The sequence below is a fragment of the Streptomyces sp. NPDC104761 genome (assembly GCF_055583445.1).
This window is the reverse complement of record NZ_JBVJNZ010000014.1, coordinates 266,407-291,072: the sequence shown is the minus strand read 5'-3', so window position 1 is coordinate 291,072 and position 24,666 is coordinate 266,407. Positions and strand designations below refer to the sequence as shown.

Sequence of the window (24,666 nt, the reverse complement as noted above, 5' to 3'; positions counted from 1 at the left end):
GTGGGCCGGCGTTCAGGCCCGAGGGCTGCGCCGGTCCCCGTCCCCACGGGTCCGGTGCCAGGGCCTGTCCGCCGGGGCAGACCCCCGGGGCGGCCTCCGCTCAATGGCGCCCCGATTACTTGAGTTAGGCAAGCACATGTGGCTTACTTGAGTCAAGCAAGCGAATTGCCCGAGCCTCGAACGAATGGGTCATCCCATGTACGGCAGCTCTCCGTCACCCCCACCGCTGGCCCGCGGCAGTGGACAGCGGCTTCTGGTCGCCGTGGGTGACCCGGACACCGCCGATCTCCTCGCCACCACCCTGGAGCTGGCGGGCTACCGGACCGGAGCCGCCGGCAGCGGGGTCGAAGTGGCGCGGCGGCTCGCGGCGCACCGGTTCGACCTGGTCGTCATCGACGCCGAGCTGCCCGGCATGGACGACCTGGCCCAGGGGCGGTTCAGGCCGGCCTACCGGCCGCCCGTCCTCCTGCTCGCCGCCGGCGACTCCCTGGCCCGCCTGTTGCCCGAGATCGGCGCCGGCGAGCGGGACTACGTCACCAAGCCCTTCCGGATCGCCGAAGTCCTGGCCCGGCTGAAGGTGCTGCTCCGGGACGCCGGCGACGGCGGCCGGCTCGGGAGCACGCTGGACCACGCCGACCTGGTCCTGGACGACAGCACCTGCCGGGCCCGCCGGGGAGGCCGCGCCCTCGACCTCACGCCCGCCGAGTACCGGCTGCTGCGCCACCTTCTCGTCAACGCCCACAGAGTGCTGTCCAAGGAGCAGATCGGCCGGTACGTCTGGGGCGAGTTCCGGGGCGACAACGCCATCGAGCAGCTGGTCTCCCGGCTCCGCCGCAAGGTGGACCCGCACGGGCCCGCGCTCATCCACACCCGGCGGGGCTTCGGCTACTGGCTGGGGGAGACTCCGCGGGACGCGTGAGTCCTTCGCGATGGAATCCGGGAGCAAACCGAAGCACGCCTTCTGTCCTCTGCCGGGTGACGGCACCAGGGCGGCGGAGCGCCAACCGGCCGGGGGGCCGCGTGACGTGTTCCTCCGCCTCAACGTTCCACATTTCTAATGGAGTTGTGGTGGCCCTTCCTGCCGCACGCGACACCGCGACATCGGCGCCATGTGACCTGGCCCACGTCAGCTCGATGTCAGGGAACTGACCGGAAGCGGACAGCCTCACCTGTTTGCATGTGCTCATTGAGGCCTCGTACCCACCGTCCCGGCGCTCCGCACCGAGCGGAGCCCCCTCGAGGAGACACAGATGGCCGACACCCTGACCGGCTCAGCACCCGGAGCCTCCGCGCAGACGCCCGACTTCCCGATGCCCCGGTCCATGCGCTGCCCCTTCGACCCGCCCCCGGCGCTGCAGGCCGCCCAGGAGGCGGGCCCCCTCGCCAGGGTCCGGCTCTGGGACGGCAAGGACTACTGGCTGGTCACCCGGTACGCCGACCAGCGGGCCATGCTGCTCGACCCGAGGGTCAGCGCCGAGCCCGACCGTCCCGGATACCCGCTCCAGGCACCCAGCAACGGCAAGAACAACATCAGCTTCATCATGATGGACGACCCCGAGCACGCCCGGCTGCGGCGCATGGTCACCGCACCGTTCGCGGTCAAGCGCGTCGACGCCATGCGGCCCGCCGTACAGCGGATCGTCGACGAACTGATCGACGACATGCTGGCCGGCCCCAGCCCCGTCGACCTGGTCGAGGCCTTCGCGCTGCCGGTGCCCTCGCTGGTGATCTGCGCCCTGCTCGGGGTGCCCTACGACGACCACGACTTCTTCCAGGCGAACAGCAAGCTCCTCATCACCCGGGACACGGCCGTCGAGGACCGGACGGCGGCACACGGCAGGCTGGTCGAGTACCTCGACCGGCTGATGGGCGAGAAGATGAAGCATCCCGCCGAGGACCTGTTCTCCGGCCTGGTAGCCCGCGTCGAGGCCGGTGAGCTGACCCGGCTGGACGCCGCGCAGATGGGTGTCCTGCTGCTGCTCGCGGGGCACGAGACCACCGCCAACATGATCAGCCTCGGTACCCTCGCCCTGCTCGAACACCCCGAGCAGCTCGCCCTGCTGCGCGACAGCGACGACCCGAAGCTGATCGCCGGTGCGGTCGAGGAGCTGCTGCGCTACCTGAGCATCGTGCACAGCGGCCGGCGCCGCGCGGTCCTCGCGGACATCGAGGTCGCCGGACAGGTGATCAGGGCGGGCGAGGGCGTGATCCTGGCCGGCGACATCGCCAACCGCGACCCCGAGGCCTTCCCGGACCCGGACCGCCTCGACCTGAGCCGCGACGCCCGCCGCCATGTCGCCTTCGGCTTCGGCGTCCACCAGTGCCTGGGCCAGCCGCTGGCCCGGATGGAGCTCCAGGTGGTCTACGGCACGCTCTACCGCCGCATCCCCACCCTCAGGCTCGCCGCCGACCTCGCCGACCTGCCCTTCAAGCACAACGGCGGCGTGTACGGAGTCCACGAACTCCCGGTCGCCTGGTAACCCGCCCCGCGAGAAGCAGGAACAGCCCCCCAAGAAGCAGGACCGGCCCCCACGAGAAGCAAGCTCAGCAAGGAGAACGCCATGCATGTCGAACTGGACGAACCGAAGTGCGTCGCATCCGGGCAGTGCGTGCTCGCCGCCCCCGAGGTCTTCGACCAGCGGGACGAGGACGGGATCGCCTTCGTGCTGGAGGCGGAACCCGCCGAGGAGAGCCTCGACGACGTCCGCGAGGCCGTGGCGGTCTGCCCCGCCGCCGCGATCCGACTGGTGGAGCGATGAACCGGATCGTGGTCATCGGAGCCTCGGCCGCGGGACTCGCGGCGGTCGAGACGCTCCGCCGCGAGGGCTACGACGGCACGCTCACCCTGGTCGGCGACGAGCTGCACCCGCCGTACGACAGACCGCCGCTGTCCAAGCAGGTGCTGTCGGCCGAGTGGGCGCCGGACCGGGCGGTGCTGCGGGCGCCGACCGAACTGGATGCCCTGGAACTGGAGTTGCGGCTCGGGGTGGCGGCGACCGGGCTGGACGTGACGGACCGTACGGTACGCCTGGCCGACGGCTCCCTGCTGCCGTACGACGGGCTTGTCGTGGCCACCGGGGTGCGGCCGCGCCGGCTGCCCGGAGAGGGGGCGCACGTGCTGCGCACCCTCGACGACGCGCTGACCCTCCGGGAGCGCATCGGGCCGGGGCAGCGGCTGGTGGTGGTCGGCGCCGGGTTCCTCGGCGCCGAGGCCGCCGCCGTCGCCTGGAAGCTCGGTGCACAGGTCACCCTCCTCGAACCGGCGCCGGTACCGCTCGCGCACGCGGTCGGCGAGGCGGTGGGGCAGGTGCTGACCCGGGCCCATCTCGAGCGCGGCGTGGACCTGCGGACCGGCACCGCCGTCACCGAGGTGACCGAGGACGGCGTGCGGCTCGCCGACGGGGAGACGATCGACGCCGACGAGGTGCTGGTCGCGATCGGCTCGCTGCCGAACGTCGAGTGGCTGGCCGGCAGCGGGCTCGGCGTGGGCGACGGGGTGATCTGCGACGAGTACTGCGAGGCCGCGAAGACGGTGTACGCGGCCGGTGACGTCGCTCGCTGGTACAACCCGCTGTTCGGGGTCTCCATGCGGATCGAGCACCGGACGAACGCGGCGGAACAGGGGATGGCCGCGGCACGCAACCTCCTCAATCCCGAGGCGCGCAAGCCGTTCGCGCCGGTGCCGTACTTCTGGTCGGACCAGTACGACATGAAGGTCCAGGCGTACGGGTATCTGCGGGGCCACGACGAAGTGCGGGTCGTGGACGGGGAGTTGGAGGAAGGGCGGTTCGTCGCCGCGTACCGGAGGGGGGAGCGGTTGGGTGGGGTGCTGGCGGTGGGGGTGCCGCCGAAGGTGCTTCGGGGGTGGCGGCAGGCCGTTGCCGTGGGAGCGGCTTGGGAGGAGGCCGTGCGGTGAAGGGTGGGTTCGGTTCAGGGTGAACTGCGGGCCGGCGGGGGCTGGTCGCGCGTTTCCTCCCCCGGCCTTTCGGCCGGGGGTACCCCCAGCGCCCCTATCGGGGCGCCAGGCTGACGGCGTTCGCAACGACCACTGCTCCTGTCCCCATCCATTCCGGCACGCCCAGGCTCTGCCCCAGCACCACCTGGCCGACCACCGATGCCAGCACCGGGTTGACGCTCATGAACAGGCCGAAGGTCTGGGGCGGGACCCGGCGCAGGGTCAGCAGGTCGGCCAGGTACGGCACCGCCGACGACAGCACGCCCGCCGCCACCGCACAGAGCACCGCAGCGGCCGTCGGCGGATGCCGTACCACCACCACGGCCCCGACCGGCAGGAACGTCAGCGCGGACACGCTCGCGGCCGCGGCCGGGCCCTGGGCACCCGGTATCCGGCGGCCGACCACTCGGTTGAGCAGGATGTACGACGCCCAGCAGCCCGCGGCGACCAGGCCCAGCGCCATCCCCGCGTAGTCCGTGGACGGTCGCGGGCGCATCAGTACGACCACGCCGGCCGCCGCCAGCACGGCGCACCCCGCGTCCAGCCGGCGGCGGGACGCGGACAGGGCGATGGCGAGCGGGCCCAGGAACTCCAGGGTGACCGCAAGCCCCAGGCCGACGCGGTCGATCGCGGTGTACAGGCTCAGGTTCATCGTCCCGAAGACCGCCGCCAGCAGCAGCACCGGCCACCACTGCCGCCAGGTGAAGGCACGCAGCCGTGGGCGGCCGACGGCCACCAGGACGAGTGCGGCCACGTACTGCCGTACCGCCACCACGCCCAGCGGGCCGAGGACCGGGAAGGCCAGGGAACCGATGGCCGCGCCGGTCTGGTTGGCCAGGCCGCTGCCGACCATGGCCGCCACACCGGCCGCCCGTCCCTGCTCCGGGGCCGCGGTCGTGGGGGCCGGGCGGTCGAGAACTCGTCGCATGACAGCAGAGTCCGCCCGCCCGGAGCTTGCGTAAAATGCATGCGCTCCCCGGTCTATACGCTTAGCGTATGCATGAGGTCGAGCTGCGGCAGCTGCGCTGTCTCGTCGCCATCGTCGACGAGGGCACCTTCACGGACGCGGCGATCGCCCTGGGGGTGTCCCAGGCGGCCGTCTCCCGTACGCTGGCGGCGCTCGAACGCGTCCTGGGGGTAAGGCTGTTGCGGCGCACCTCGCGGGCGGTGACCCCGACGGCCACCGGACTGCGGGTGGTGGCGCGCGCCCGGCGGGTGCTGGCGGACGTCGACGGCCTGGTCCAGGAGGCCGGCTCGGGGCACACCGTGCTGCGGATCGGCTACGCCTGGTCGGCGGTGGGGCGGCACACCGTGGCCTTCCAGCGCGGCTGGACCGCCGCGCACCCCGGGACCGAACTGCATCTCGTCCGGGTGAACACGGCCTCCGCCGGGCTCGGCGAAGGGGCCTGCGACCTCGCCGTCCTGCGGCGGCCGCTGGAGGACCGGCGGTTCGCCTCGGCCATCGTCGGGCTGGAGCGGCGGCTGTGTGCGCTGGCCGCCGACGACCCGCTGGCCCGGCGCAGGTCCGTACGGCTGGCGGACCTCACCGGCAGGGTCCTCCTGGTCGACCGGCGCACCGGCACCACCACCCCGGAGCTGTGGCCGCCCGAGTCGCGGCCGGCCGTCGAGGAGACGCACGACGTCGACGACTGGCTCACCGCCATCGGGGCCGGCCGCGCGGTCGGCGTGACCGCCGAGTCGACCGCCAACCAGTACCCGCGGCCCGGCATCGTCTACCGGCCGGTCCGGGACGCCGCACCCGTCGCCGTCCGGCTGGCCTGGTGGCGGGACGATCCGCACCCCGCCCACCAGGCCGTTGTCGAACTGCTCAGCGACCTGTACCGCACCGGCTGAGCGCGCCGGGCGCCAGATTTTCCCGGCAATACGGCAGACAAAATTGTTGACAATCTTGTTTGGCTAGATTTACGTTCGACAGGCACTCACTCAGGGAGGGCGCAATGCCGAAGGAAGCCCGTCCGAGCACCGGAGAGCAGGCCAAGCAGCATGCGTTCACGCAGCTGCGGCAGGCGATCCTGCACGGCGAGATGGCCCCGGCCCAGCGGCTGGTGGAGAACGAGCTCGCCGAGGAGTTCGGTGTGACGCGGGCCAGCATCCGTGCGGCGCTGATCGATCTGGAGGCGCAGGGACTGGTCGAGCGGATCCGCAACCGCGGTTCGCGGGTGCGGGTGGTGACCGTGGAGGAAGCGGTCGCCATCACGGAGTGCCGCATGGTGCTGGAGGGACTCTGTGCGGCCAAGGCGGCCGTCGCGGCCAGCGACGAGCAGCTCGCCGAACTCGCCGACCTCGGTACGGCCATGACCAAGGCCGTCGCGGACGGCGAACCGGTCACCTACTCCGAGCTCAACCAGGAACTCCACGCCAGGATCCGGACGATCTCCGGCCAGCAGACCGCCGTGGAACTGCTGGAGCGGCTCAACGCCCAACTGGTGCGGCACCGCTTCCAGCTGGCGCTGCGACCGGGGCGTCCGCAGCACTCCCTGAGCGAGCACCTGGCGATGATCGAGGCGATCAGGGCCAGGGACCCGCAGGCGGCCGAGGCGGCCGTCCGCGCCCACCTCACGAGCGTGATCGAAGCACTGCGCGACTGAGCACGCCCGGGCCGGGTGGGCGCACACCTGTCCACCAAGGAGAGTTTTCCATGACGCACGCCAACGCGCCCGCCACCATCCCACCACGATCCACCCTGGTCGTCACCGCGCACGCCGGGGACTTCGTGTGGCGGGCGGGTGGAGCCATCGCCCTGGCCGCGTCCCGGGGCGAGAAGGTCACCATCGCGTGTCTGACCTTCGGTGAGCGCGGCGAGTCCGCCAAGGCGTGGCGCGAGGGCAAAAACCTGGAGGAGATCAAGGCGATTCGCCGGGAGGAGGCCGAGAAGGCCGCCGCCGCTCTCGGCGCCGAGGTCCGGTTCTTCGACGCCGGTGACTACCCGCTGGTCGCCACCGCCGAGCTGACCGACCAGCTGGTCGCCGTCTACCGGGAGACCCAGCCCGACGTCGTGCTCACCCACCCCGTCGAGGACCCCTACAACGGTGACCACCCGGCCGCCAACCGCGTGGCCCTCGAGGCCCGCATCCTCGCGCAGGCCATCGGCTACCCCGGCGCGGGCGACATCATCGGCGCCCCGCCGGTCTTCTACTTCGAGCCGCACCAGCCCGAGATGAGCGGCTTCCGGCCGGAGGTCCTGCTCGACATCACCGAGGTCTGGGAGACCAAGCGCAAGGCGATGGAGTGCCTCGGCGCCCAGCAGCACCTGTGGGCGTACTACACGGACCTCGCCGCCCGGCGGGGCGTCCAGCTCAAGCGGAACGCCGGGCCCAACCTGGGCCTGGCGCACACCACCATGGCCGAGGCGTTCATGCGGCCGTTCCCGCAGATCGCGAAGGAGCTGGCATGAGCGGCGTGATCGTCACCAACCCGCCGAAGGCGGAGCTGAAGGACGTCGACGTCCTCGCCGGCTTCGGTGTGGCCACCGTGAGCGAGGCCATGGGCCGGACCGGTCTGCTGGGCCCGGGGATCCGCCCGGTCCAGCAGGGCGTGCGGGTCGCGGGCACGGCCGTCACCGTGCTCAGCTGGCCCGGCGACAACCTCATGATCCACGCGGCCGTCGAGCAGTGCGGCGAGGGCGACATCCTGGTCGTCACCACCACCTCGCCCTGCACGGACGGCCTGTTCGGCGAGCTGTTCGCGACCGCGCTGCAGCAGCGCGGGGTGCGTGGGGCCGTCCTCAACACCGGCATCCGCGACACCCAGGAGCTGCGGGACATGGGCTTCGCCGCCTGGTCCCGGGCGGTCTCCTCGCAGGGCACGGTGAAGGCCACCGGCGGCTCGGTCAACGTGCCGATCGCGATCGACGGCCAGGTGATCCGTCCGGGCGACGTCGTCCTCGCCGACGACGACGGGGTCGTGGTCGTACCCCGCGAGCGCGTCCGCGAGACGGCCGAGAAGTCCGAGGCCCGGGAGGCCAAGGAGGCCGCGACCCGCGCCGCGTTCGTCGAGGGCCAGCTCGGCCTCGACCGGTACGGGCTGCGCGAGACCCTCCAGCGGCTCGGCGTCGAGTACCGGACGTACGAGGAGCACCAGGAGCGGGGCGCATGACCGGGCCCGCGGAGGTGCGCTGCATGCTGATGCGCGGCGGCACCTCCAAGGGCGCGTACTTCCTGGCCGAGGACCTGCCCGCGGACCCCGCCGCCCGGGACGACCTGCTGCTGCGGGTGATGGGCAGCCCCGACCCGCGCCAGATCGACGGCCTGGGCGGGGCGCACCCCCTCACCAGCAAGGTGGCGGTCGTCTCGGTGCCGGACGACCCGGAGGCGGACGTCGACTACCTGTTCCTCCAGGTCGCCGTCGACCGGTCGGAAGTGACGGACCGCCAGAACTGCGGGAACATCCTCGCCGGGGTGGGGCCGTTCGCCGTGGAGCGGGGGCTCGTGGCCGCCGCTGACGGCGAGACCTCGGTACGGATCCGGATGCTCAACACGGGGGAGCCGGCCGTCGCGACCTTCCCGACCCCGGGCGGGCGCGTCGACTACACGGGGGACGCCGAGATCTCCGGAGTGCCCGGCACGGCGGCCCCGGTGGTGATCGAGTTCCCGCCCGCCGGGAGCCCGCTGCTGCCCACCGGCAACGTCCTCGACACCGTCGCGGGCACGGCGGTGACCTGTGTCGACAACGGCATGCCGACCGTGCTCATCGCTGCAGCCGACCTCGGCGTCACCGGGTACGAGGAGCCCAGGGACCTGGAGGAGGACCTGGCCGTCGCCGACCGCCTCCACGAGATCCGGCTGGCGGCGGGCAAGCTCATGGGCCTCGGCGACGTCGAGACGGCCACCGTGCCCAAGCTCAGCCTCCTCGCACCGCCTCGCGACGGCGGCGCGGTCACCACCCGGACCTTCATCCCCGTCCGCTGCCACACCTCGATCGGCGTCCTCGGCGCCGCCAGTGTGGCCGCGGGGCTCAGGCTGCCCGGCAGCGTGGCACAGGGGATCGCCCGGCTCCCGGAGCACGGCGACCGCGTCCGCATCGAACACCCCACCGGATTCCTGGAGATCGACACCAGCGTCGACCCGGGTTTTGACGGCTCCCCGCCGGCCGCCCGCCGCACCGCGGTCGTCCGCACCGCCCGCAAGATCTTCGACGGCACCGTCTTCCCGCGCGCCGCCGCCCTTCCCGCACAACCTCAAGGAGGCAACGATGGCTCCGCCCCTCGGTGACATCGCCCATGTCGGCCATGCCCAGCTGTTCACCCCGGACCTGGACGCCAGCGTCGCCTTCTTCACCGACTTCCTCGGCCTGACCGTCCACGGCCAGGACGGCGACACGGTCTATCTGCGGACGTACGACGACTACGAGCACCACAGCCTGGTCCTCACCGCCCGCGACCGGCCCGGCCTCGGCCGGCTCGCCCTGCGCACCTCCAGCCAGGAGGCCCTGAACCGCCGTGTGAAGGCGGTCGAGGAAGCGGGCGGGAGCGGCCACTGGGCGGAGGACGAACCCGGCCTCGGCAAGCTCTACGTCACCACCGACCCGGACGGCCACGAGCACGCCCTCTACTGGGAGAGCGAGCACTACCGGGCGCCGGACGAGCTGAAGCCCGCGCTGAAGAACCAGCCGCAGGCCAAACCCAACCGGGGCGTCGGTGTGCGCCGTCTCGACCACGTCAACTTCCTGGCCGCCGACGTGCTCGCCAACGCCGAGTTCCAGGAACAGGTCCTCGGAGCCCGGTCGACCGAGCAGGTCCGCCTCGACAACGGGACGATCGCGGCCCGCTGGCTGACCTTCACCCACAAGTCGTACGACGTCGTCTACACGTCCGACTGGACCGGCTCGACCGGGCGGCTGCACCACATCGCCTTCGCGACCGACGGCCGCGAGGACATCCTGCGCGCGGCCGACCTCGCCATCGACAGCGGCGTGTTCATCGAGACCGGCCCGCACAAGCACGCCATCCAGCAGACGTTCTTCCTGTACGTCTACGAGCCGGGCGGCAACCGGATCGAGCTGTGCAACCCGCTCACCCGGCTGGTGCTGGCCCCCGACTGGCCGCTGGTCACCTGGACCGAGGCGGAACGCGCCAAGGGCCAGGCATGGGGTCTCAAGACGATCGAGTCCTTCCACACCCACGGGACACCACCGGTGGGCTGATCCGGTCACAGCAGGCATCCAGGGGGTGGGTGGCGCGGTACGACGCGTCGCCCACCCCCTTCGCCACCTGGGGTGTCCTGATCGTTGCTGTGATTGTTGACAAAACTGTTGACGTTTTTGCCTGCCGGTCCTTAGCGTCTACGCACCACGGGTCAGCCGCACGAGCCGTCTCGACCCCCTCTACCGCTTCCCCTCCAGGGAACGCATCCTGGACGAGAGGAAAACAAAGATGTCCTCCTCAACCGCCCTGTCCGCGCGCGGCAGCAGACTGGCCCTGCTGGTCGTCGGCCTGTGCTGGCTGGCCGTGCTCTTCGACGGCCTCGACATGTTCATCTACGGCTCGGTGCTGCCCCACCTGCTGGAGACCAAGACCTTCGGCATCACCCCGGACGAGGCCGGCGACCTCGGCTCCTACGCCACCTTCGGCATGCTGGTGGGCGCCCTGACCGCGGGCACGGTCGCGGACCGGATCGGCCGCAAGCAGCTGATGGTCGCCTGCGTCACGCTGTTCTCGCTCGCCTCCGGCATCTGCGCCGTCTCCGGGAGCCTCGCGGTCTTCGGCCTCGGCCGCACCCTGGCCGGCGTCGGCCTCGGCGGACTGCTGCCGACCGCGATCAGCATGGTCTCCGACTACGCCAGGGGCGGCCGGATCGCCCTCACCATCGGCGTGCTGATGACCGCCCACCACGCGGGCGGCATCCTCTCCGCCTACGTCGCCAAGTGGCTGGTCGACCCCCTCGGCTGGCGCTCCGCCTTCTGGGTCTGCGTGCTCCCGCTGCTCTTCGTCCCCGTCCTGCTGAAGCTCCTCCCCGAGTCGCTGAGCTTCCTGGTCGCCAAGGGCCGCACCGAGGAGGCCACCGCCCTGGCCGACCGCTACGAGGTCGAACTGCCCGCCGTCGCCGCCCGGAAGACCGCCGCCGACCGCTGGGACGCGCTGCTCGGCCTGTTCCGCGGCGGCGAGTGGCTGCAGACCCTGCTGTACTGGCTGGCCTCCTTCGGCGGCCTGCTCCTGGTCTACGGCGTCGCCACCTGGCTGCCCACCCTGATGCGCACCGAGGGCTACGAACTCACCAACGCCCTGACCTTCGTCGTCGTCTTCAACCTCGGCGGCATCGTGGGCATGCTGATCGCGGGCCGCGCCGCCGACCGGTTCGGCGCCCCGCGCATCGCGGCCATCTGGTTCGCCCTCACCGCCGCCGGCGTCTACCTGCTCAGCGTCCACATGCCGATGGGCCTGACCACCCTGGTCGTCTTCCTCACCGGCGTCTTCCTGAACAGCGCCCAGACGATGATCTACGCGACCGTCTCCATCCGCTCCACGGCCGGCAACCGCGCCACCGCCGTCGGCTGGACCTCCGGCATGGGCCGCTTCGGCGCGGTCTTCGGCCCGTGGCTCGGCGGCCAGCTGCTCGCCGCGGGCAACGGGGACTGGGGCTTCACCGCCTTCGCGCTGGCCGGTGTCTCCTCGATGGTGTTCATCGGCATCGCCGCCCTGCGCTCGGCCAGGCAGCCCCAGGCCGGCAACGACCGGGAGGAGCTGGTCGCCGCCCACTGACCGGTCCCCCCCGGGCCGGTCCGGCGCCGCGCCCCTTCCACGGGCGCGGCGCCTTCCTACGGTTCCCCGGTGGGATCCGCCTCCAGCCCCGTGCACGCCAGCTGTCCGGCCACCTCGGCGCACGCCTCCACCCCCCGCGGAGCCGGTACCGCGAGCATCGGGCTGGTGTAGCCGACCGAGTCCGAGGCGGGATAGCTCGCCGAGAGCACGTCCTCCCCGGCCCGGACCGAGACCTCGCGCGCGACCGGGGTGTGCAGCCGCACCTCGGACCAGGCGGTGCCGCAGGCGGGGGACCAGCGCAGCCGGACGTCGTAGGCGACGCCGGTGACGCGGCTCTTGGTCCGTGCGTCCCGGTCGCACGCCGACGCGTCGGGCAACTCGCCCTGGCAGGCGCGGCCGTGGCAGCGCGGCGCCGCCGACACCGGCTGCACGCCCGGTGTGCCGCGCCGGTCCGAGACGGTCACGGCCGCCGCGGTCACCCCGGCCACGGCGAGCAGCGCGACCGCGGTCAGCGGCAGCCGCCACCACCGTATCGCCGGCCCCCGCTCCCGGGGCGGCTCGGCGGCCGGCGGCCCCTCGGGGGCCTCGCACCACGCCAGGACGGCGGCGGGATCGGCGCCCGCGAGCCTGGCCAGGGCCTCCACGGCCGCACGCGGCGGCCGCTTGTCGCCGGAGAGATAGCGGTGCCAGGCGGACTTGCTGTACGGGGTGCGGGCGGCCAGCGCCGCGAGGCTCAGGCCCGTGCTCTCCTTGAGCTCGCGCAGCCTCGCCGCCGGCGACTGGTCCGACGGGGTGGCTCTCGCTCCTTCAGGGTGCGGCATGTTGCGTGCCTCGACTTCATTACGCTATGGGCGTTTCGCCCCTGTTGTCGGAATGGCTTCCCATCGGGACCGGGCGCAATCGGCGAACAGGTGTGAAGACGGTGAATCGGGGGGTGCATGTCGAAGGCCTGTTCGGGAACGCGGGTTCCCGAACAGGCCTCTGCGGTCAGGGAGTACGCCGGTGACCGCCCGTCAGCACCACGGGACGGCGTGGCCGACCCGGACGTAGTGCGCGGAGACGTACCCCTTGTGGTGCGGGAGCCGGTACCAGGTGTGGTTTCCGCGCACCGAGCCGCCGTACGTCTTGCAGGACAGCGAGACGAGCCGGTTGCTGTGACGGTGGCTCACCACGCGGTAGCGGGTGCTCGGGCCGGAGCGGACGTTGAGCCGGACGCGGTGCGTGGTCACCCGGCCCACGGTCCGGTACGTGTAGTGCCGGGTGTGGAGGCGGTGGCCGGCCGGCGCGGGCAGAGTGGTGTAGTTGTAGTACTGCACGATTCCCTGGGGTGCGGGGACCGGGGTGGCGGCGCTCGCGGTGGCGGCCCCGGCCGTGGGCAGGAACGCGAACACCGCGACCGTGGCCAGCAGGCCGTTCTTCAGGATCCGACGGGACATGGAAACCTCCGTGCTGTCGTGCCGGTGAACACGAAGCGTGATCACGACTCGGAGCGTTTCCGTGCCGAACCGTCACCATGTCGTCCCCGCGTGCCCTGGGACGCCTGGGACGTCCCAGGCCGCCGCGGGCTCAGCCCATCTGGTCCTCGGCCGACAGGTGCTCGACCGTCTTCCCGGTGGCCGTGAAGGTCCGCGTGACGTACCCCGACGAGTACACCCACAGGATCCGCAGCGGCGTCTCGCCGACGTTGCGGAACAGGTGGGGGACGGGGGACGGGACGTACGTGGTGTCGAACCGGGTCAGCCGGGTCACCTCGCCGTCCACCCACACCTCCGCCTCGCCCTCCAGGACGGTCACGTGCTCGTCGCAGTTGTGCGAGTGCAACGGCGCCCCGGAGCCCACCGGGTACACGCTCATCCCGCTCGTGATCAGGTTCTCGCCGCCCGCGGACGGCGTGGTGATCAGCGGTGTCGTCACGACCGCGCCACCCCGGTCGAGCAGGGGTACGGACGCGGCCTTGATGATCGTGGTCATCCGGGGGTTCCTCTCCATGACGACGTACCTGACACGCCGACCGACGCTAGGCCGCGCGGACGCGAACGGGTGCCCCCTGGCGTGCAGCTTTACCTTGCGCTCCGGGAGGTGTGAGCGGCCGCGGAGCGGCGGTAGCGTCCACACCCGGCAATCCACGGCCGCCGGAGATCCGCGGCCGCCGGAGCGAGAGAAGGCAGGTACCGGCCCATGAGGCTCCCCGTTCTCGGTGAAGACGACATGAACCCCCGCCAGCGGGAGCTGGCCGCCCGGATCGCGGGCCGCCGGGGCGCCGTCCGCGGCCCGTTCCGGGTCTGGCTGCACAGCCCGGAGATGTGCGAACGCGCGGACTCCCTCGGCGCCTTCGCCCGCTTCGACTGCAGCCTCCCGAAGCACCTGCGCGAACTCACCCTGCTGATGGCCGCCCGCAACTGGGACGCCCAGTACTCCTGGAACGCCCACGTGCGCCAGGCGGTCGAGGCCGGCATCCCGGAAGCGGCCGTGGCGGCCATCGCCGAGAAGCGCGAGGCGGTCTTCGAGGACGAGGCCGACCAGGCGTTCTACCAGTTCTGCCGGGAGGTCCTCGAGGAGCACTTCGTCACCGACGCGACCTTCGCCCGCGCCCTGGCGCACTTCGGCCCCAAGGGACTGGTCGACACGATCGGCGCGCTCGGCAACTTCACCATGCTCGGCATGTGCCTGAACACCTTCCAGGTGGACCTCCAGGCCGACCGGGAGCCGCCGTTCCCGGACGTCCGCGGCTACGGCCGGATCACCCCCTCCGACGCCCGATCCACGGCCTGACCATGAGAAACGCATCTCATCTTTTAAGCCGGGATCCGTTGACAGAATTGCCGACAGTCGATTTTTGTGGGTGACAGGCGCGAGCGAGCCGCACGCGCGTTCGGAGGAAAAATGGACCGCTTGCTCCTCATGCACAGCTTCGTGACCGTCGCCCAGGTCGGCAGTTTCAGCGGGGCCGCGAAGAAGCTCGGCTCGTCCGGCTCCCTGGTGTCCCGGCACGTGGCGGAGCTGGAGCGGCAGATCGGCGTACGCCTGGTCAACCGCACCGCCCGCTCCGTGAGCCTGACCGAGCCCGGCCGGCGCTACGCGGAGTTCGCCGCCCGCATTCTCGACGAGATCGAGGCCGAGGACGCCGGCATCGCCCAGCTCCACGACCGGCCGGAGGGCACCCTCAGCGTCATCTGCCCCAAGTGGATAGGCAGCCTCGACCTCGGGGACGCCATCGCCGCGTTCGCGGCGACGCATACGAAGATCCAGGTGAGGTTCGAACTCGGCGGGATGTCGGACCGCACCTACGACTTCCTGGACAGCGGATTCGACGTCGCGTTCCACACCCGGGACCTCAGGGACTCCAGCGTCCGGCTGAAGAAGATCGCCTCGCTGCCGTTCGTGCTGTGCGCCTCCGCGGAGTACATCGAGCGGTGCGGCACGCTCGCCCACCCCAACGACCTCGCCGCCCACGACTGCCTGGTCCACCTCAACGACCCGGTCTGGCGGATCGGCCACGGGCACACCAGCACCCTGCACAAGATCCGCAACATCGCGTTCTCGTCCAACTCCTACATCGCCCTGCAGAAGGCGGCGGTGCACGGCCGCGGCATCGCCCTGCTGCCCCAGCGCCCGGCCTACGACGACCTGGTCTCCGGTGCCCTCCAGGTGCTGCTGCCAGGCCTCCCCGTACCCGACCGCCCGCTGTACGCGATCTACGGACCAGGGCAGGACACCCCGCGCAAGATCAGCGTCTTCCTGGACTTCCTCGCCGAGTGGTTCGCGCAGAACCCGATTCCCGCGATGCGGTCGTAGGCCCAAGCCGCAAGAAACGCTTGCGCATTGCGTACCGCTCACGCCATTGAGCCCCTCGTCGGCCGATATCTACGCTCGCGAGGCGACCCGGAAACGAGGAATCCATGGGAATCCAGAGAATCGAATCGGTCACCTACGGTATTGACGATCTCGACACCTGCGTCCGGTTCTTCGACGACTTCGGACTGTTCCCGGTGGAACGGACCGACGAGCACGCCGTGTTCGAGACGCGCACCGGACAGACCCTGCATCTCGACACCCTGCCGTCGCCCCTGCTGCCGGCCCCCGTCGAGGACGGGCCGACGCTGCGCGAGGTCGTCTGGGGCGTCGACACACCGGAGGAACTGGCACGGCTGGTGGCGGAGGCGGCCCGGGACCGCCCGGTCCGCGAGAGCGCCGACGGCGTCCACCACACCGTCGACGAGACCGGCTTCGGCGTCGGCCTGACCCTGGCCCGTCCGACGCCGGCCCCGGTCACCCCCCGCCCCGCCAACACACTCGGCAGCGTCACCCGCTGGAACACCGCCCTGGAGCCGATCACCCGGATCCGGCCGCTGCGCATGTGCCATGTCGCCCTGAACATCCCCAAGGCGGGACGCGAGGCGGCCGTCGGCTTCTACGTCGACCGGCTCGGATTCCGCCCGACCGACGTGGTCGAGCCGATGGGTGTCTTCATGCAGGCCCCCGGCGACGACGACCAGCACACCATGCTGCTGTGCCACCGCCCCGACAGGGCGGGGATCAACCACGTCGCCTACGAGGTGCCCGGCTTCGACGACGTGATCGAGGGCGGCAACCGCATGATCGAGCACGGCTGGCGCGAGGCCCGCAGGCTCGGCCGGCACACCATCGGCTCCAACGTCTTCCGCTTCCTGCACGCCCCGTGCGGCGGCCGCGTCGAGTACGCCGCCGACATGGACCGGGCCGACGAGAAGTACGGCACCCGGGTCCACGAGACGACCCCGCCGCACCACATCTGGGCCCTGCGCACCAACCGCGACCAGGAAGCCCCCAGCGCCTCCTGACCCTGGTCCCGAACCTGAGAGGGCACCCCTTCATGACCACCGACCACGGCTATCCCGCCGTCCGCATGTACATAGCGGGCGAGTGGTGCCGGGGCGGCTCCGGACGGACCGCCCCCGTCGTTGACCCCGCCACCGGGGAGACGATCGGCGAGGTCCCCCTCGCCACCCCGGCCGACCTCGACCGCGCACTCGAATCCGCCGAGCACGGGTTCGAGGTGTGGCGCGCGACCTCGGTCGCCCGGCGCTCCGCGATCCTCGACCGGGCCGCCGACCTGATCGCCGAACGCGCCGCCGAGATCGGCCGTGTGATGACCCTGGAGCAGGGCAAGACCCTCGCCGAGTCGACGGGCGAGGCACGGCGCACCGCCGACACCCTGCGCTGGCACACCGAGGACGCCCGCCGCGCGTACGGCCGTATCGTCCCGTCCGCGCCCGGCACGATCCTCACCGTCCGCCGCGAACCCATCGGCCCCGTCGCCGCGTTCGTGCCCTGGAACTTCCCGGTCGGCGGCCCCAACCGTAAGATCTCCTCGGCCCTCGCGGCGGGCTGCTCGCTGATCATCAAGGCCTCCGAGGAGACCCCGGCGACGGCCGCCGCCCTGGTCGAGTGCTACGTGGACGCCGGCCTGCCCGCCGGAGTGCTGAACCTCGTCTTCGGGGAACCCGCCGAGGTCTCCGCCCACCTCATCGCCTCCCCGGTCACCCGCATGATCGCCTTCACCGGCTCGGTGCCCGTCGGCAAACTGCTCGCCGCCGAGGCCGGCAAGGTCATGAAGCCCGCCCTGATGGAGCTCGGCGGCCACGCCCCGGTCATCGTCTGCGCCGACGCCGACCCCGGGCAGGCCGCCCGGCGCGCAGCCCAGGCCAAGTTCTTCAACGCCGGCCAGGTGTGCACCTCGCCCAGCCGCTTCCTGGTCCACGAGTCGCTGGCCGAGGACTTCACCGCCGAGTTCGTGAAGGCCGCCGAGTCGGTCGTCGTCGGCGACGGACTCACCCCGGGCACCACGATGGGCCCCCTCGCCAACGAGCGCCGGCTGCGGTCGATCGAGCGGCTGACGGCGGACGCGGTGACCAAGGGAGCCACCGTCCGCACCGGCGGCGAACGGCTCGACCGCCCCGGCTACTTCTTCGCCCCGACCGTCCTCACCGACGTACCCGCGGACGCGGACCTGCTCTCCGAGGAGCCGTTCGGGCCGCTGGCCCCGATCCTGCCCTTCAGCGACCTCGACGACGCGCTGACCACCGCCAACTCCCTGCCGTACGGCCTGGCCGCCTACGGCTTCACCAGGTCGGCCGCCACCGCCGAGAAGCTCTCGGACGCACTGCAGGCCGGCATCCTCTCGATCAACCACTGCGGCGGCTCGGTCCACGAGGCACCCTCGGGCGGGGTCAAGGACAGCGGGTACGGCCGGGAGGGCGGCCCGGAGGCGCTGGACGCCTACCTGGTCACCAAGCGCGTCTCCCACCTGCTGACGCCATGAGGTACGCGCGAGTCTCGGTGGAGGGACGGGCGGTCTGGGGCCGGGTGGGGGAGTCCCGCGTCGAACTGCTCTCCGGGTCGCCGCTGGAGGGCGAGCCCGACGTCCTCGGTACGATCCCGGTCGCCGGCGTCACCTGGCTGCCGCCCGTCGTGCCGGGCGTGTTCTACGCCGTCGGCTACAACTACCCCCGGCACATCGAGCACGCCGGGGCCGCGACACCCGAGCGCCCCGAGGTCGGCTACCGGGCCAACAACGCGCTCACCGGGCACCGTTCGCCGATCGTCAAGCCGGCCGAGGTGACCGGACGCTTCGAGGCCGAACCCGAACTCGTCGCCGTCATCGGCCGCACGGCCCGGCACGCGACGTACGACGACGCCCGGAAGTCGGTCTTCGGCTGGACCATCGGCAACGACGTCAGCGCCCGCACCTGGCAGCACCGGGACCGCACGTTCTGGCGCAGCAAGAACAGCGACACGTTCAAGCCGATGGGCCCGTGGATCGAGACCGACGTCGACGCCCTCGCCCAGACGACCACGCTCCGGGTCAACGGCGAGGTGCGCGCCGCGTTCCCGACCGGGGACATGGTCTTCGACCCCTTCGACTACATCGTCGAGATCACCCGGCACATCACCCTGCACCCCGGTGACGTGCTGTGGATGGGCGCCGAGTCCACCTGCCAACTCGAACCCGGCGACACCGTCGAGGCCGAGATCAGCGGCATCGGCGTGCTGTCCAACCCCGTACACCTGGAAGGGAACCACTCATGACCGCGGCACCCCGCTACATCCACCACGTCAACTTCCCCACCACCGACCCCGACCGCACCGCCGCCTGGTACACCAAGGTCTTCGGGATGAAGCGGATCCAGCCCAAGTCCAACACCCGCGTGGTGCTGATGACCCGGGGCAACTTCGACCTGCACTTCACCCCTGTCGAGGAGATGGAGCGCATGGCGCCCTACCACTTCGCCGTCGAGGTCGACGACTGGGACGAGTTCCTCGCCCACCTCGAGGAGCTGGGCATCCGGCACACCCGGCCGATCGAACGCCCCGAGAACCAGTCCAAGTTCTGCTACATCCACGACCCCGACCACACCATGATCGAGCTCGTCTACCACAGCCGCCGCCCCAACTGAGCCCACCAGTACGGGAGTTCATCACATGCCCATCGCCGACTCCGACGGCACCTCCATCTACTACGAGCGCCACGGCAGCGGCCCGGCGATCCTCTTCGTGCACGGCAGCGGCGGCCACCACGCCGCCTGGTGGCAGCAGGTGGCCGCACTGCGCGGGGAGTTCACGGTCCTCACCGTGGACCTGCGCGGCTTCGGCAGGTCCGACTCGTCGATGGCGGAGTTCGACGGCCAGGACTTCCCCGGTGACGTGGTCGCCGTCCTCGACCAGGAGGACGTCACCGACGCCATGCTGGTCGGCCAGTCCATCGGCTCCGTCGCCGCCCTCCGTGCCGGGCTGCTCCGCCCCGAGCGGGTCTCCTCGGTCGTCCTCGGCCACTCCCTGGGCGGCATCAGCCACCCCGAGCTGCGGGAGCTGGCCGCCGCGGACCGCGCGGAGGCCGTCAAGCTCCCCGTCATCGACCGGCTGCTGACCACGTCGTTCCAGCGGGAACGGGCCGACCTGACCTTCCTCTTCCAGCAGATGGGCACGTTCAACGTGGCCAGGATGCAGGACCTGCGCAATCTCGACACCGACGGCCCGACCCTGGAGGAGATCCAGGCCTCCGGCGTGCGGGTCGCCTTCCTCGCCGGGGAGAAGGACGCCGTCCTCAGCGTCAAGACGGTCACCCGCGCCCACGAACTGCTGCCCGGCTCCCACCTGGAGATCGTCGAGGGCGCCCCGCACTCCATGTACTGGGAGACACCCCGGCCGTACAACGCCGCCGTCGCCCGGCTCCGCCGCACCCTCACCGCACCGAAGGAAGCAGCATGACCAGCCTCACCCTGGCCGCCGCCGAGGAGATCATCGGCGCCGCCCACCAGCGAGCCCGGGAGATCGGCAAGGCGGTGAGCGTCGCCGTCGTGGACGCCGGCGGCTTCCCGATCGCCATCCGCCGCCCCGACGGCGCCCGCCCGCTCACCCCCGACATCGCCCGCGCCAAGGCCTACACCGCGGCCGTCATGCAGCGCCCGGGACCCATGCTGAGGAAATGGCAGGAGAGCCAGCCCGTCTTCTTCGCCCAGCTCTCGCAACTCCCCGGCGCCGCACTGCCGATCATGGCAGCCGAGGGCAGCGTCACCATCAAGAAGGACGGCGAGATCATCGGCGGGCTCGGCATCGCCGGCGGCACCGCGGACGAGGACCAGCGGATCGCCGAGGAGGTCCTGAAGGCGCTCGGCTACGAGCTGGAGTTCGCCGCCTGGGGCGTCACCGGCTCCGGCGGAAGGGACTGACACCATGGCGGACACGTTCAACTACCGCATCGACCACCACGGCAGCCTGGTCCGCCCCGCAGGCCTGTCAACCGCCGACCCGGAGGCCGTCGACGCGGCGGTCCGCGAGGCGGTCGCCTACCAGCGCAAGCTGCGCTCCACCGTCGTCACCGACGGCGACTTCCCGCGCGAGGACTTCCGCAGCGCGGTCCTCGACGGCGTGTCGGGCTTCCGCCGTACCGACGAGACCGGCCCGGACGGCCTGGTCCGCTGGGTCGCCGAATCCCTGCCCAAGGCCAACGGCCCCCTGCTCGCCGACCGGGCCGCGCGGTTCGCCGAGCTGACCGTGATCGCCCCGAAGGCCACGCTGCCCTCTCCGGCGTACCTGGCGGCCACCACCTTCCGGCCGGGCCTCGGCGTCTCCTCGGCCCGGGAACTGGGCGAGGCCCTCGCGGAGATCGTCCGCGCCGAGATCGAACTCCTGGTCGCGAACGGCGTCCGCCTCGTCCAGCTCGACAACCCGCTCCTGCTGGCCCAGCTGAGCACCGACCCGGCCGGCCCCGGCGCCCTGTCCTTCACGGACGCGCTGGCGGTCGACGCCCTGGCGGCCCGACTGGAGGACCGCCCGGAGGGCGTCCGCATCGGGGTCGCCCCCGGCTGGGCGGCGCCGGCCGAGGTGGACCGGGCGCGCGCCGAGCAGCTGTACGCGGGCATCGGCGCCGACCGCTGGATCCTCCCGTTCGACCAGGGCACGCAGGCCGAACTCGACCTGGTCGAGACGCTCCCGGACGATCGTGACTTCTGCCTCGGCGTGGTCGACGCGACGGTGCCGGAGCCGGAGGACATCGACACGGTGATGTCCCGTATCGACGCGGTGGGCGAGTTCAAGGACCTGGAGGACGGCGCGGTATCCCCCTCACGAGGCTTCGCGGACGTGGCGTCGAGGCCTCTGCTGGCCGCGGAGGACCAGCACCGCAAGCTGGTGCTGGTCGAGACCATCGCCCGCTACTGCTGGGGCAACGAGTTCTGACCGCGGCGCCGTCGTGGCTGGTCGCGCGGTTCCCCGCGCCCCTGAAGGGACGCGGGGAACTGCGCGGGCAACCACACACAACCCGCGCCCCCTCCACCGGCACCAGCCCGGCAGACGCTAGATCACCTCGGCGAATGTCACCGTGCGATCCACGAGCAACGGCCACACCACCCCCACGACGACCTCCTTGAAGTGCTCGGCCGCCTTGTGCGCCTCGAACCCCTCCCGGTCGGCGTACCGCTCGTACAACAGAAACCCACCCGGCTCGCCCTCCACCACGTGCACCTCGTACATCAGGTTCGCGGGCTCCGTCCGCGTGGCCTCCCGCGCCCTGAGCAGCGCGGCGCGTACCGCGGGCTCGTCGGCGGGTGCGCAGCGGTAGTGGGCGACGACTGTGTATGCCATCCGTTTTCTCCTCAGGACGTGTCCGGCCCGCCCGATTCCAGCATGGATCATGCGCCCGACGGCCGCCGCACCGCGCAATCAATGCCTGCCCCCGCGGGGCTGGTCGACCCCCTCCCACATGGTGTGTCGTCGCAACCGGCCCGCACGGCCGGCACCGCGGACGACGAAGGAAGTGATCTCCATGCGCACTCTGGAAACCCTCTCGGGCGGAGAGTGGGTGAGGACCGGCGAATGGATCGACGTCCACGACCCCGCCGACGTCCGCACCCCCCTCGCCCGGGTCCCGGCCCTGTCCGCCAAGGACGTCACCCGGGCCTACGACCACGCCGAGCGCGGTTTCGCCGTCTGGAAGCGCACCAGCCCCTTCGAACGGGCCCGGGTTCTCACCGAGGCGGCCCGCCTGATCAGGGCCCGGGCCGGGGACATCGCCGCCGACATCACCGCCGAGAACGGCAAGACCCTGGCCGAGGCGACCGGCGAGACCCTGAAGGCCGCCGACTTCCTGGAGTACTACGCCGGACTCGCCCGCCAGGGCTACGGCACCCTCCTGCACGACGTACGCCCGGACCACCGTACGCACACCCAGCGCGAGCCGATCGGCGTGATCCTGGTGATCAGCCCCTGGAACGACCCGCTGATCACCCCGGCCCGCAAGCTCGCCCCGCTGCTCGCCACCGGCAACGCCGCAGTGTTCAAGCCGGCCACCGAGACACCCCTGGCGGGGCTGCACTTCGCGCGCGCCCTGCACGACGCGGGCCTGCCCGCCGGCGTCCTGAACGTCGTCACCGGCCGGACCGCCGAGATCGAGGAGGCACTGCTCGACGACCCCCGGATCGTCGGCATCACCTTCACCGGCTCCAACGCCGTCGGCAACCGCATCCGGCGCCGCCTCGCCGACCGCAACGTCCGCTTCCAGGGCGAACTCGGCGGCAAGAACGCGTCGGTGGTGCTGCGCGACGCCGATCTGCCGGCCGCGGCGAAGGCCGTCGTGGCCGCCGCCTTCGGCCAGGCCGGGCAGCGCTGCACGGCCACCAGCCGGGTGATCGTCGAACGGCCGGTCCACGACGAGTTCGCCGGCCTGCTGGTGGCGGAGGCAGCGGCGCTCACCGTCGGCCCCGGCACCGACCCGGCCACCACCCTGTGCCCGCTGTCCAGCCCCAAGCAGCGCGACAGCGTCCTCGCCGACCTGGGCAGGGCGGTCGAGCAGGGTGCGACCGTGCTCACCGGCGGCCGGGCGGACAGCGCACGGCCCCACGGCTGCTACGTGGAACCCACCGTCCTCGCGGGCGTCACCCCGGAGATGGCCATCTGGTGGGAGGAGGTCTTCGGACCGGTCCTCGCGCTCCGCGCGGTCGACGGCTTCGCCGCGGCCGTGGAAGCCGTGAACGACTCCGAATTCGGGCTCGCCGCAGCCGTGTTCACCCGTGACCTCGGCTCGGCGTACCGCTTCGCGGACGAGGCCGAGTGCGGGCAGGTCGCGGTCAACACGACGACCACCGGCTGGGACGTCCACCTGCCGTTCGGCGGCTTCCACGACTCCGGCACCGGCTACAAGGAGCAGGGCGAGGAAGTCCTGAGGTTCTCCACGCGGGTCAAGACGGTGGCCGTCCACTTCGGTGCCCCGGGGCGGGCCGATGGCTGACGAGACGGTCGGCGTCGTCGGCGCCGGGATCGTGGGCCTGGCCACGGCCCGGGAGATCGCGCTGCGCCGCCCCGGCACCCGGGTCGTGGTGTTCGAGAAGGAGCGGGAGGTCTCCCGGCACCAGACCGGCCACAACTCCGGCGTGGTGCACGCCGGCATCTACTACACGCCCGGCAGCCTCAAGGCCGACCTGTGCGTGCGGGGCGTCTCCCTGCTGCGCGCGTACTGCGAGGACCGGCAGTTGCCGTACGACGAGATCGGCAAGCTGGTCGTGGCGGTCCGCGAGGACGAACTCGGCCGGATGCAGAACCTGTACGAGCGGGCGAGGAACAACCACGTACCGGAGCTGCGGAAGATCTCGCGCGAGGAGATCAGGGAGCTGGAGCCGCACGTCGGCGGTATCGCGGCCCTGCACTCCCCGCGCACCGCGATCACCGACTATCCGGCGATCGCCCGCGCGTTCGCGAAGGACGTCGTCGACTCCGGCGGCGAGGTGCGCCTCTGCTTCCCGGTCACCTCGATCAGCACCGTGCCCGGCGGCATCGAGGTCGCCTCCGGCCAGGACCGGGTCCGCGTCGACCGGCTCATCCTCTGCGCCGGCCTCCAGTCCGACTCCGTCGCCAGGCTCGCCCAGGACGGGCCGGAGCCCCGGATCGTCCCGTTCCGCGGCGAGTACATGCTGCTCAGGCCGGACCGGGCCCATCTCGTGCGCGGCCTCGTCTACCCGGTGCCCGACCCCCGCTACCCCTTCCTCGGCGTGCACTTCACCCCGCGCGTCGACGGCTCGGTCGAGGTCGGACCCAACGCCGTCCTCGCCCTCGCCAAGGAGGGGTACCGGCGCAGCAGGGTCTCGCCACGCGACCTGCTGGCCCTCGCCGCCTACCCGGGCGCCTGGCGGATGGCCGCGCAGCACTGGCGTACCGGCATCAAGGAGTACCGCGGGTCCTTCTCCGCGACCGCCTTCATGAAGGACGCCAAGCTGTACGTCCCGGAGGCCGGCGTCCGTGACGTGGTGCGCGGCGGCGCGGGCGTGCGCGCCCAGGCGCTGGACCGCGACGGCACACTCGTCGACGACTTCCGCATCCACCGGGTCGGCCGGATCACCGCCGTCCGCAACGCCCCCTCGCCGGCCGCCACGGCCTCCATGGCGATCGCCGAACACATCACCGCGGCCGTCTTCGACGACGCCTGACACGGCGGCCGCATGCCTGGCGAACTGCGCACCTGCGC

General features: G+C 71.9%; 27 protein-coding genes. 22 read left to right on the top strand and 5 right to left on the bottom strand.

Going from position 1 to position 24,666, the window contains the following annotated elements:
* The first annotated feature begins 196 nt into the window (after window positions 1–196).
* From ACZ63F_RS33220 to ACZ63F_RS33205, 4 genes are all read left to right on the top strand, one after another.
* Window positions 197–919, top strand: a complete 723-nt coding sequence (locus ACZ63F_RS33220) for a response regulator transcription factor (RefSeq protein ID WP_469716816.1) — start codon at window positions 197–199, stop codon at window positions 917–919.
* 331 nt (window positions 920–1,250) lie between these two features.
* The gene (locus ACZ63F_RS33215) at window positions 1,251–2,480 is read left to right on the top strand and encodes a cytochrome P450 (protein ID WP_469716767.1); all 1,230 of its coding nucleotides are present in this window, start codon (window positions 1,251–1,253) and stop codon (window positions 2,478–2,480) included.
* A gap of 81 nt (window positions 2,481–2,561) precedes the next feature.
* Entirely contained in the window at window positions 2,562–2,759 is a 198-nt protein-coding gene (locus tag ACZ63F_RS33210; protein ID WP_469716765.1) for a ferredoxin, read from the top strand.
* Entirely contained in the window at window positions 2,756–3,916 is a 1,161-nt protein-coding gene (locus tag ACZ63F_RS33205; protein ID WP_469716763.1) for an NAD(P)/FAD-dependent oxidoreductase, read from the top strand. Before ACZ63F_RS33210 ends, ACZ63F_RS33205 begins: the two co-directional genes overlap by 4 nt.
* A gap of 94 nt (window positions 3,917–4,010) precedes the next feature.
* On the opposite strand, the gene ACZ63F_RS33200 is transcribed toward ACZ63F_RS33205, so the two are convergent.
* Complete coding sequence (locus tag ACZ63F_RS33200) at window positions 4,011–4,817, bottom strand: EamA family transporter (protein ID WP_469716814.1); 807 nt, start codon at window positions 4,815–4,817, stop codon at window positions 4,011–4,013.
* A gap of 134 nt (window positions 4,818–4,951) precedes the next feature.
* On the opposite strand from ACZ63F_RS33200, the gene ACZ63F_RS33195 reads away from it, so the two are divergent.
* The 7 genes from ACZ63F_RS33195 (at window position 4,952) to ACZ63F_RS33165 (ending at window position 11,672) form a co-directional block, all read left to right on the top strand.
* Complete coding sequence (locus ACZ63F_RS33195) at window positions 4,952–5,809, top strand: LysR family transcriptional regulator (RefSeq protein WP_469716761.1); 858 nt, start codon at window positions 4,952–4,954, stop codon at window positions 5,807–5,809.
* A 104-nt stretch (window positions 5,810–5,913) separates the two neighbouring features.
* A complete protein-coding gene (locus ACZ63F_RS33190) occupies window positions 5,914–6,564 on the top strand; it encodes a GntR family transcriptional regulator (RefSeq protein ID WP_457701921.1) in 651 nt (216 codons plus the stop codon).
* Window positions 6,565–6,614: 50 nt separating this feature from the next.
* A complete protein-coding gene (locus ACZ63F_RS33185) occupies window positions 6,615–7,370 on the top strand; it encodes a PIG-L deacetylase family protein (protein WP_469716759.1) in 756 nt (251 codons plus the stop codon).
* Entirely contained in the window at window positions 7,367–8,071 is a 705-nt protein-coding gene (locus tag ACZ63F_RS33180) for a 4-carboxy-4-hydroxy-2-oxoadipate aldolase/oxaloacetate decarboxylase (RefSeq protein WP_469716757.1), read from the top strand. The genes ACZ63F_RS33185 and ACZ63F_RS33180 overlap by 4 nt, the downstream gene beginning before the upstream one ends.
* A complete protein-coding gene (locus ACZ63F_RS33175; protein ID WP_469716754.1) occupies window positions 8,068–9,186 on the top strand; it encodes a 4-oxalomesaconate tautomerase in 1,119 nt (372 codons plus the stop codon). The genes ACZ63F_RS33180 and ACZ63F_RS33175 overlap by 4 nt, the downstream gene beginning before the upstream one ends.
* A complete protein-coding gene (locus ACZ63F_RS33170) occupies window positions 9,167–10,117 on the top strand; it encodes a catechol 2,3-dioxygenase (protein ID WP_469716752.1) in 951 nt (316 codons plus the stop codon). Before ACZ63F_RS33175 ends, ACZ63F_RS33170 begins: the two co-directional genes overlap by 20 nt.
* Before the next feature lie 229 nt (window positions 10,118–10,346).
* On the top strand, window positions 10,347–11,672 hold the full coding sequence (locus ACZ63F_RS33165) for an MFS transporter (RefSeq protein WP_469716750.1): 1,326 nt from the start codon (window positions 10,347–10,349) through the stop codon (window positions 11,670–11,672).
* Between the two features lie 56 nt (window positions 11,673–11,728).
* Here ACZ63F_RS33165 and ACZ63F_RS33160 read toward each other — a convergent pair whose 3' ends face one another.
* The 3 genes from ACZ63F_RS33160 to ACZ63F_RS33150 all read right to left on the bottom strand — a co-directional run bounded on the left by ACZ63F_RS33160 (window position 11,729) and on the right by ACZ63F_RS33150 (window position 13,643).
* Entirely contained in the window at window positions 11,729–12,493 is a 765-nt protein-coding gene (locus tag ACZ63F_RS33160; RefSeq protein ID WP_469716748.1) for a helix-turn-helix domain-containing protein, read from the bottom strand.
* A gap of 192 nt (window positions 12,494–12,685) precedes the next feature.
* A complete protein-coding gene (locus ACZ63F_RS33155) occupies window positions 12,686–13,108 on the bottom strand; it encodes an SH3 domain-containing protein (RefSeq protein ID WP_352367076.1) in 423 nt (140 codons plus the stop codon).
* A gap of 130 nt (window positions 13,109–13,238) precedes the next feature.
* A complete protein-coding gene (locus ACZ63F_RS33150; protein WP_469716747.1) occupies window positions 13,239–13,643 on the bottom strand; it encodes a cupin domain-containing protein in 405 nt (134 codons plus the stop codon).
* 237 nt (window positions 13,644–13,880) lie between these two features.
* Between ACZ63F_RS33150 and ACZ63F_RS33145 the strand changes: the two genes are divergently transcribed.
* The 9 genes from ACZ63F_RS33145 to ACZ63F_RS33105 all read left to right on the top strand — a co-directional run bounded on the left by ACZ63F_RS33145 (window position 13,881) and on the right by ACZ63F_RS33105 (window position 21,389).
* A complete protein-coding gene (locus ACZ63F_RS33145; RefSeq protein ID WP_469716812.1) occupies window positions 13,881–14,444 on the top strand; it encodes a carboxymuconolactone decarboxylase family protein in 564 nt (187 codons plus the stop codon).
* A gap of 111 nt (window positions 14,445–14,555) precedes the next feature.
* Window positions 14,556–15,467, top strand: coding sequence for a LysR family transcriptional regulator (locus tag ACZ63F_RS33140; RefSeq protein WP_469716745.1), 912 nt, complete (start codon window positions 14,556–14,558; stop codon window positions 15,465–15,467).
* A gap of 104 nt (window positions 15,468–15,571) precedes the next feature.
* Window positions 15,572–16,492 carry a VOC family protein gene (locus tag ACZ63F_RS33135; protein ID WP_469716743.1) on the top strand — a complete coding sequence of 307 codons (921 nt, stop codon included), beginning with the start codon at window positions 15,572–15,574 and terminating at the stop codon, window positions 16,490–16,492.
* A gap of 32 nt (window positions 16,493–16,524) precedes the next feature.
* On the top strand, window positions 16,525–17,973 hold the full coding sequence (locus ACZ63F_RS33130) for an NAD-dependent succinate-semialdehyde dehydrogenase (protein ID WP_469716741.1): 1,449 nt from the start codon (window positions 16,525–16,527) through the stop codon (window positions 17,971–17,973).
* Entirely contained in the window at window positions 17,970–18,740 is a 771-nt protein-coding gene (locus tag ACZ63F_RS33125) for a fumarylacetoacetate hydrolase family protein (RefSeq protein WP_469716738.1), read from the top strand. The genes ACZ63F_RS33130 and ACZ63F_RS33125 overlap by 4 nt, the downstream gene beginning before the upstream one ends.
* Window positions 18,737–19,108: a VOC family protein gene (locus tag ACZ63F_RS33120; RefSeq protein ID WP_469716736.1), complete on the top strand. Its 372-nt coding sequence runs from the start codon at window positions 18,737–18,739 to the stop codon at window positions 19,106–19,108. The genes ACZ63F_RS33125 and ACZ63F_RS33120 overlap by 4 nt, the downstream gene beginning before the upstream one ends.
* 25 nt (window positions 19,109–19,133) lie before the next feature.
* Complete coding sequence (locus ACZ63F_RS33115) at window positions 19,134–19,919, top strand: alpha/beta fold hydrolase (protein WP_469716734.1); 786 nt, start codon at window positions 19,134–19,136, stop codon at window positions 19,917–19,919.
* On the top strand, window positions 19,916–20,380 hold the full coding sequence (locus ACZ63F_RS33110; RefSeq protein WP_351961465.1) for a GlcG/HbpS family heme-binding protein: 465 nt from the start codon (window positions 19,916–19,918) through the stop codon (window positions 20,378–20,380). The genes ACZ63F_RS33115 and ACZ63F_RS33110 overlap by 4 nt, the downstream gene beginning before the upstream one ends.
* 4 nt (window positions 20,381–20,384) lie before the next feature.
* Window positions 20,385–21,389 (top strand): uroporphyrinogen decarboxylase/cobalamine-independent methonine synthase family protein, encoded by a 1,005-nt coding sequence (locus ACZ63F_RS33105; protein WP_469716731.1) that lies wholly within the window; start codon window positions 20,385–20,387, stop codon window positions 21,387–21,389.
* A 117-nt stretch (window positions 21,390–21,506) separates the two neighbouring features.
* On the opposite strand, the gene ACZ63F_RS33100 is transcribed toward ACZ63F_RS33105, so the two are convergent.
* A complete protein-coding gene (locus ACZ63F_RS33100; RefSeq protein ID WP_469716729.1) occupies window positions 21,507–21,794 on the bottom strand; it encodes a putative quinol monooxygenase in 288 nt (95 codons plus the stop codon).
* A 181-nt stretch (window positions 21,795–21,975) separates the two neighbouring features.
* Here ACZ63F_RS33100 and ACZ63F_RS33095 point away from each other — a divergent pair, with 181 nt between their 5' ends.
* Window positions 21,976–23,436, top strand: a complete 1,461-nt coding sequence (locus tag ACZ63F_RS33095; protein ID WP_469716727.1) for an aldehyde dehydrogenase family protein — start codon at window positions 21,976–21,978, stop codon at window positions 23,434–23,436.
* Complete coding sequence (lhgO, locus tag ACZ63F_RS33090) at window positions 23,429–24,628, top strand: L-2-hydroxyglutarate oxidase (RefSeq protein WP_469716725.1); 1,200 nt, start codon at window positions 23,429–23,431, stop codon at window positions 24,626–24,628. The genes ACZ63F_RS33095 and lhgO overlap by 8 nt, the downstream gene beginning before the upstream one ends.
* Window positions 24,629–24,666: the final 38 nt, after the last annotated feature.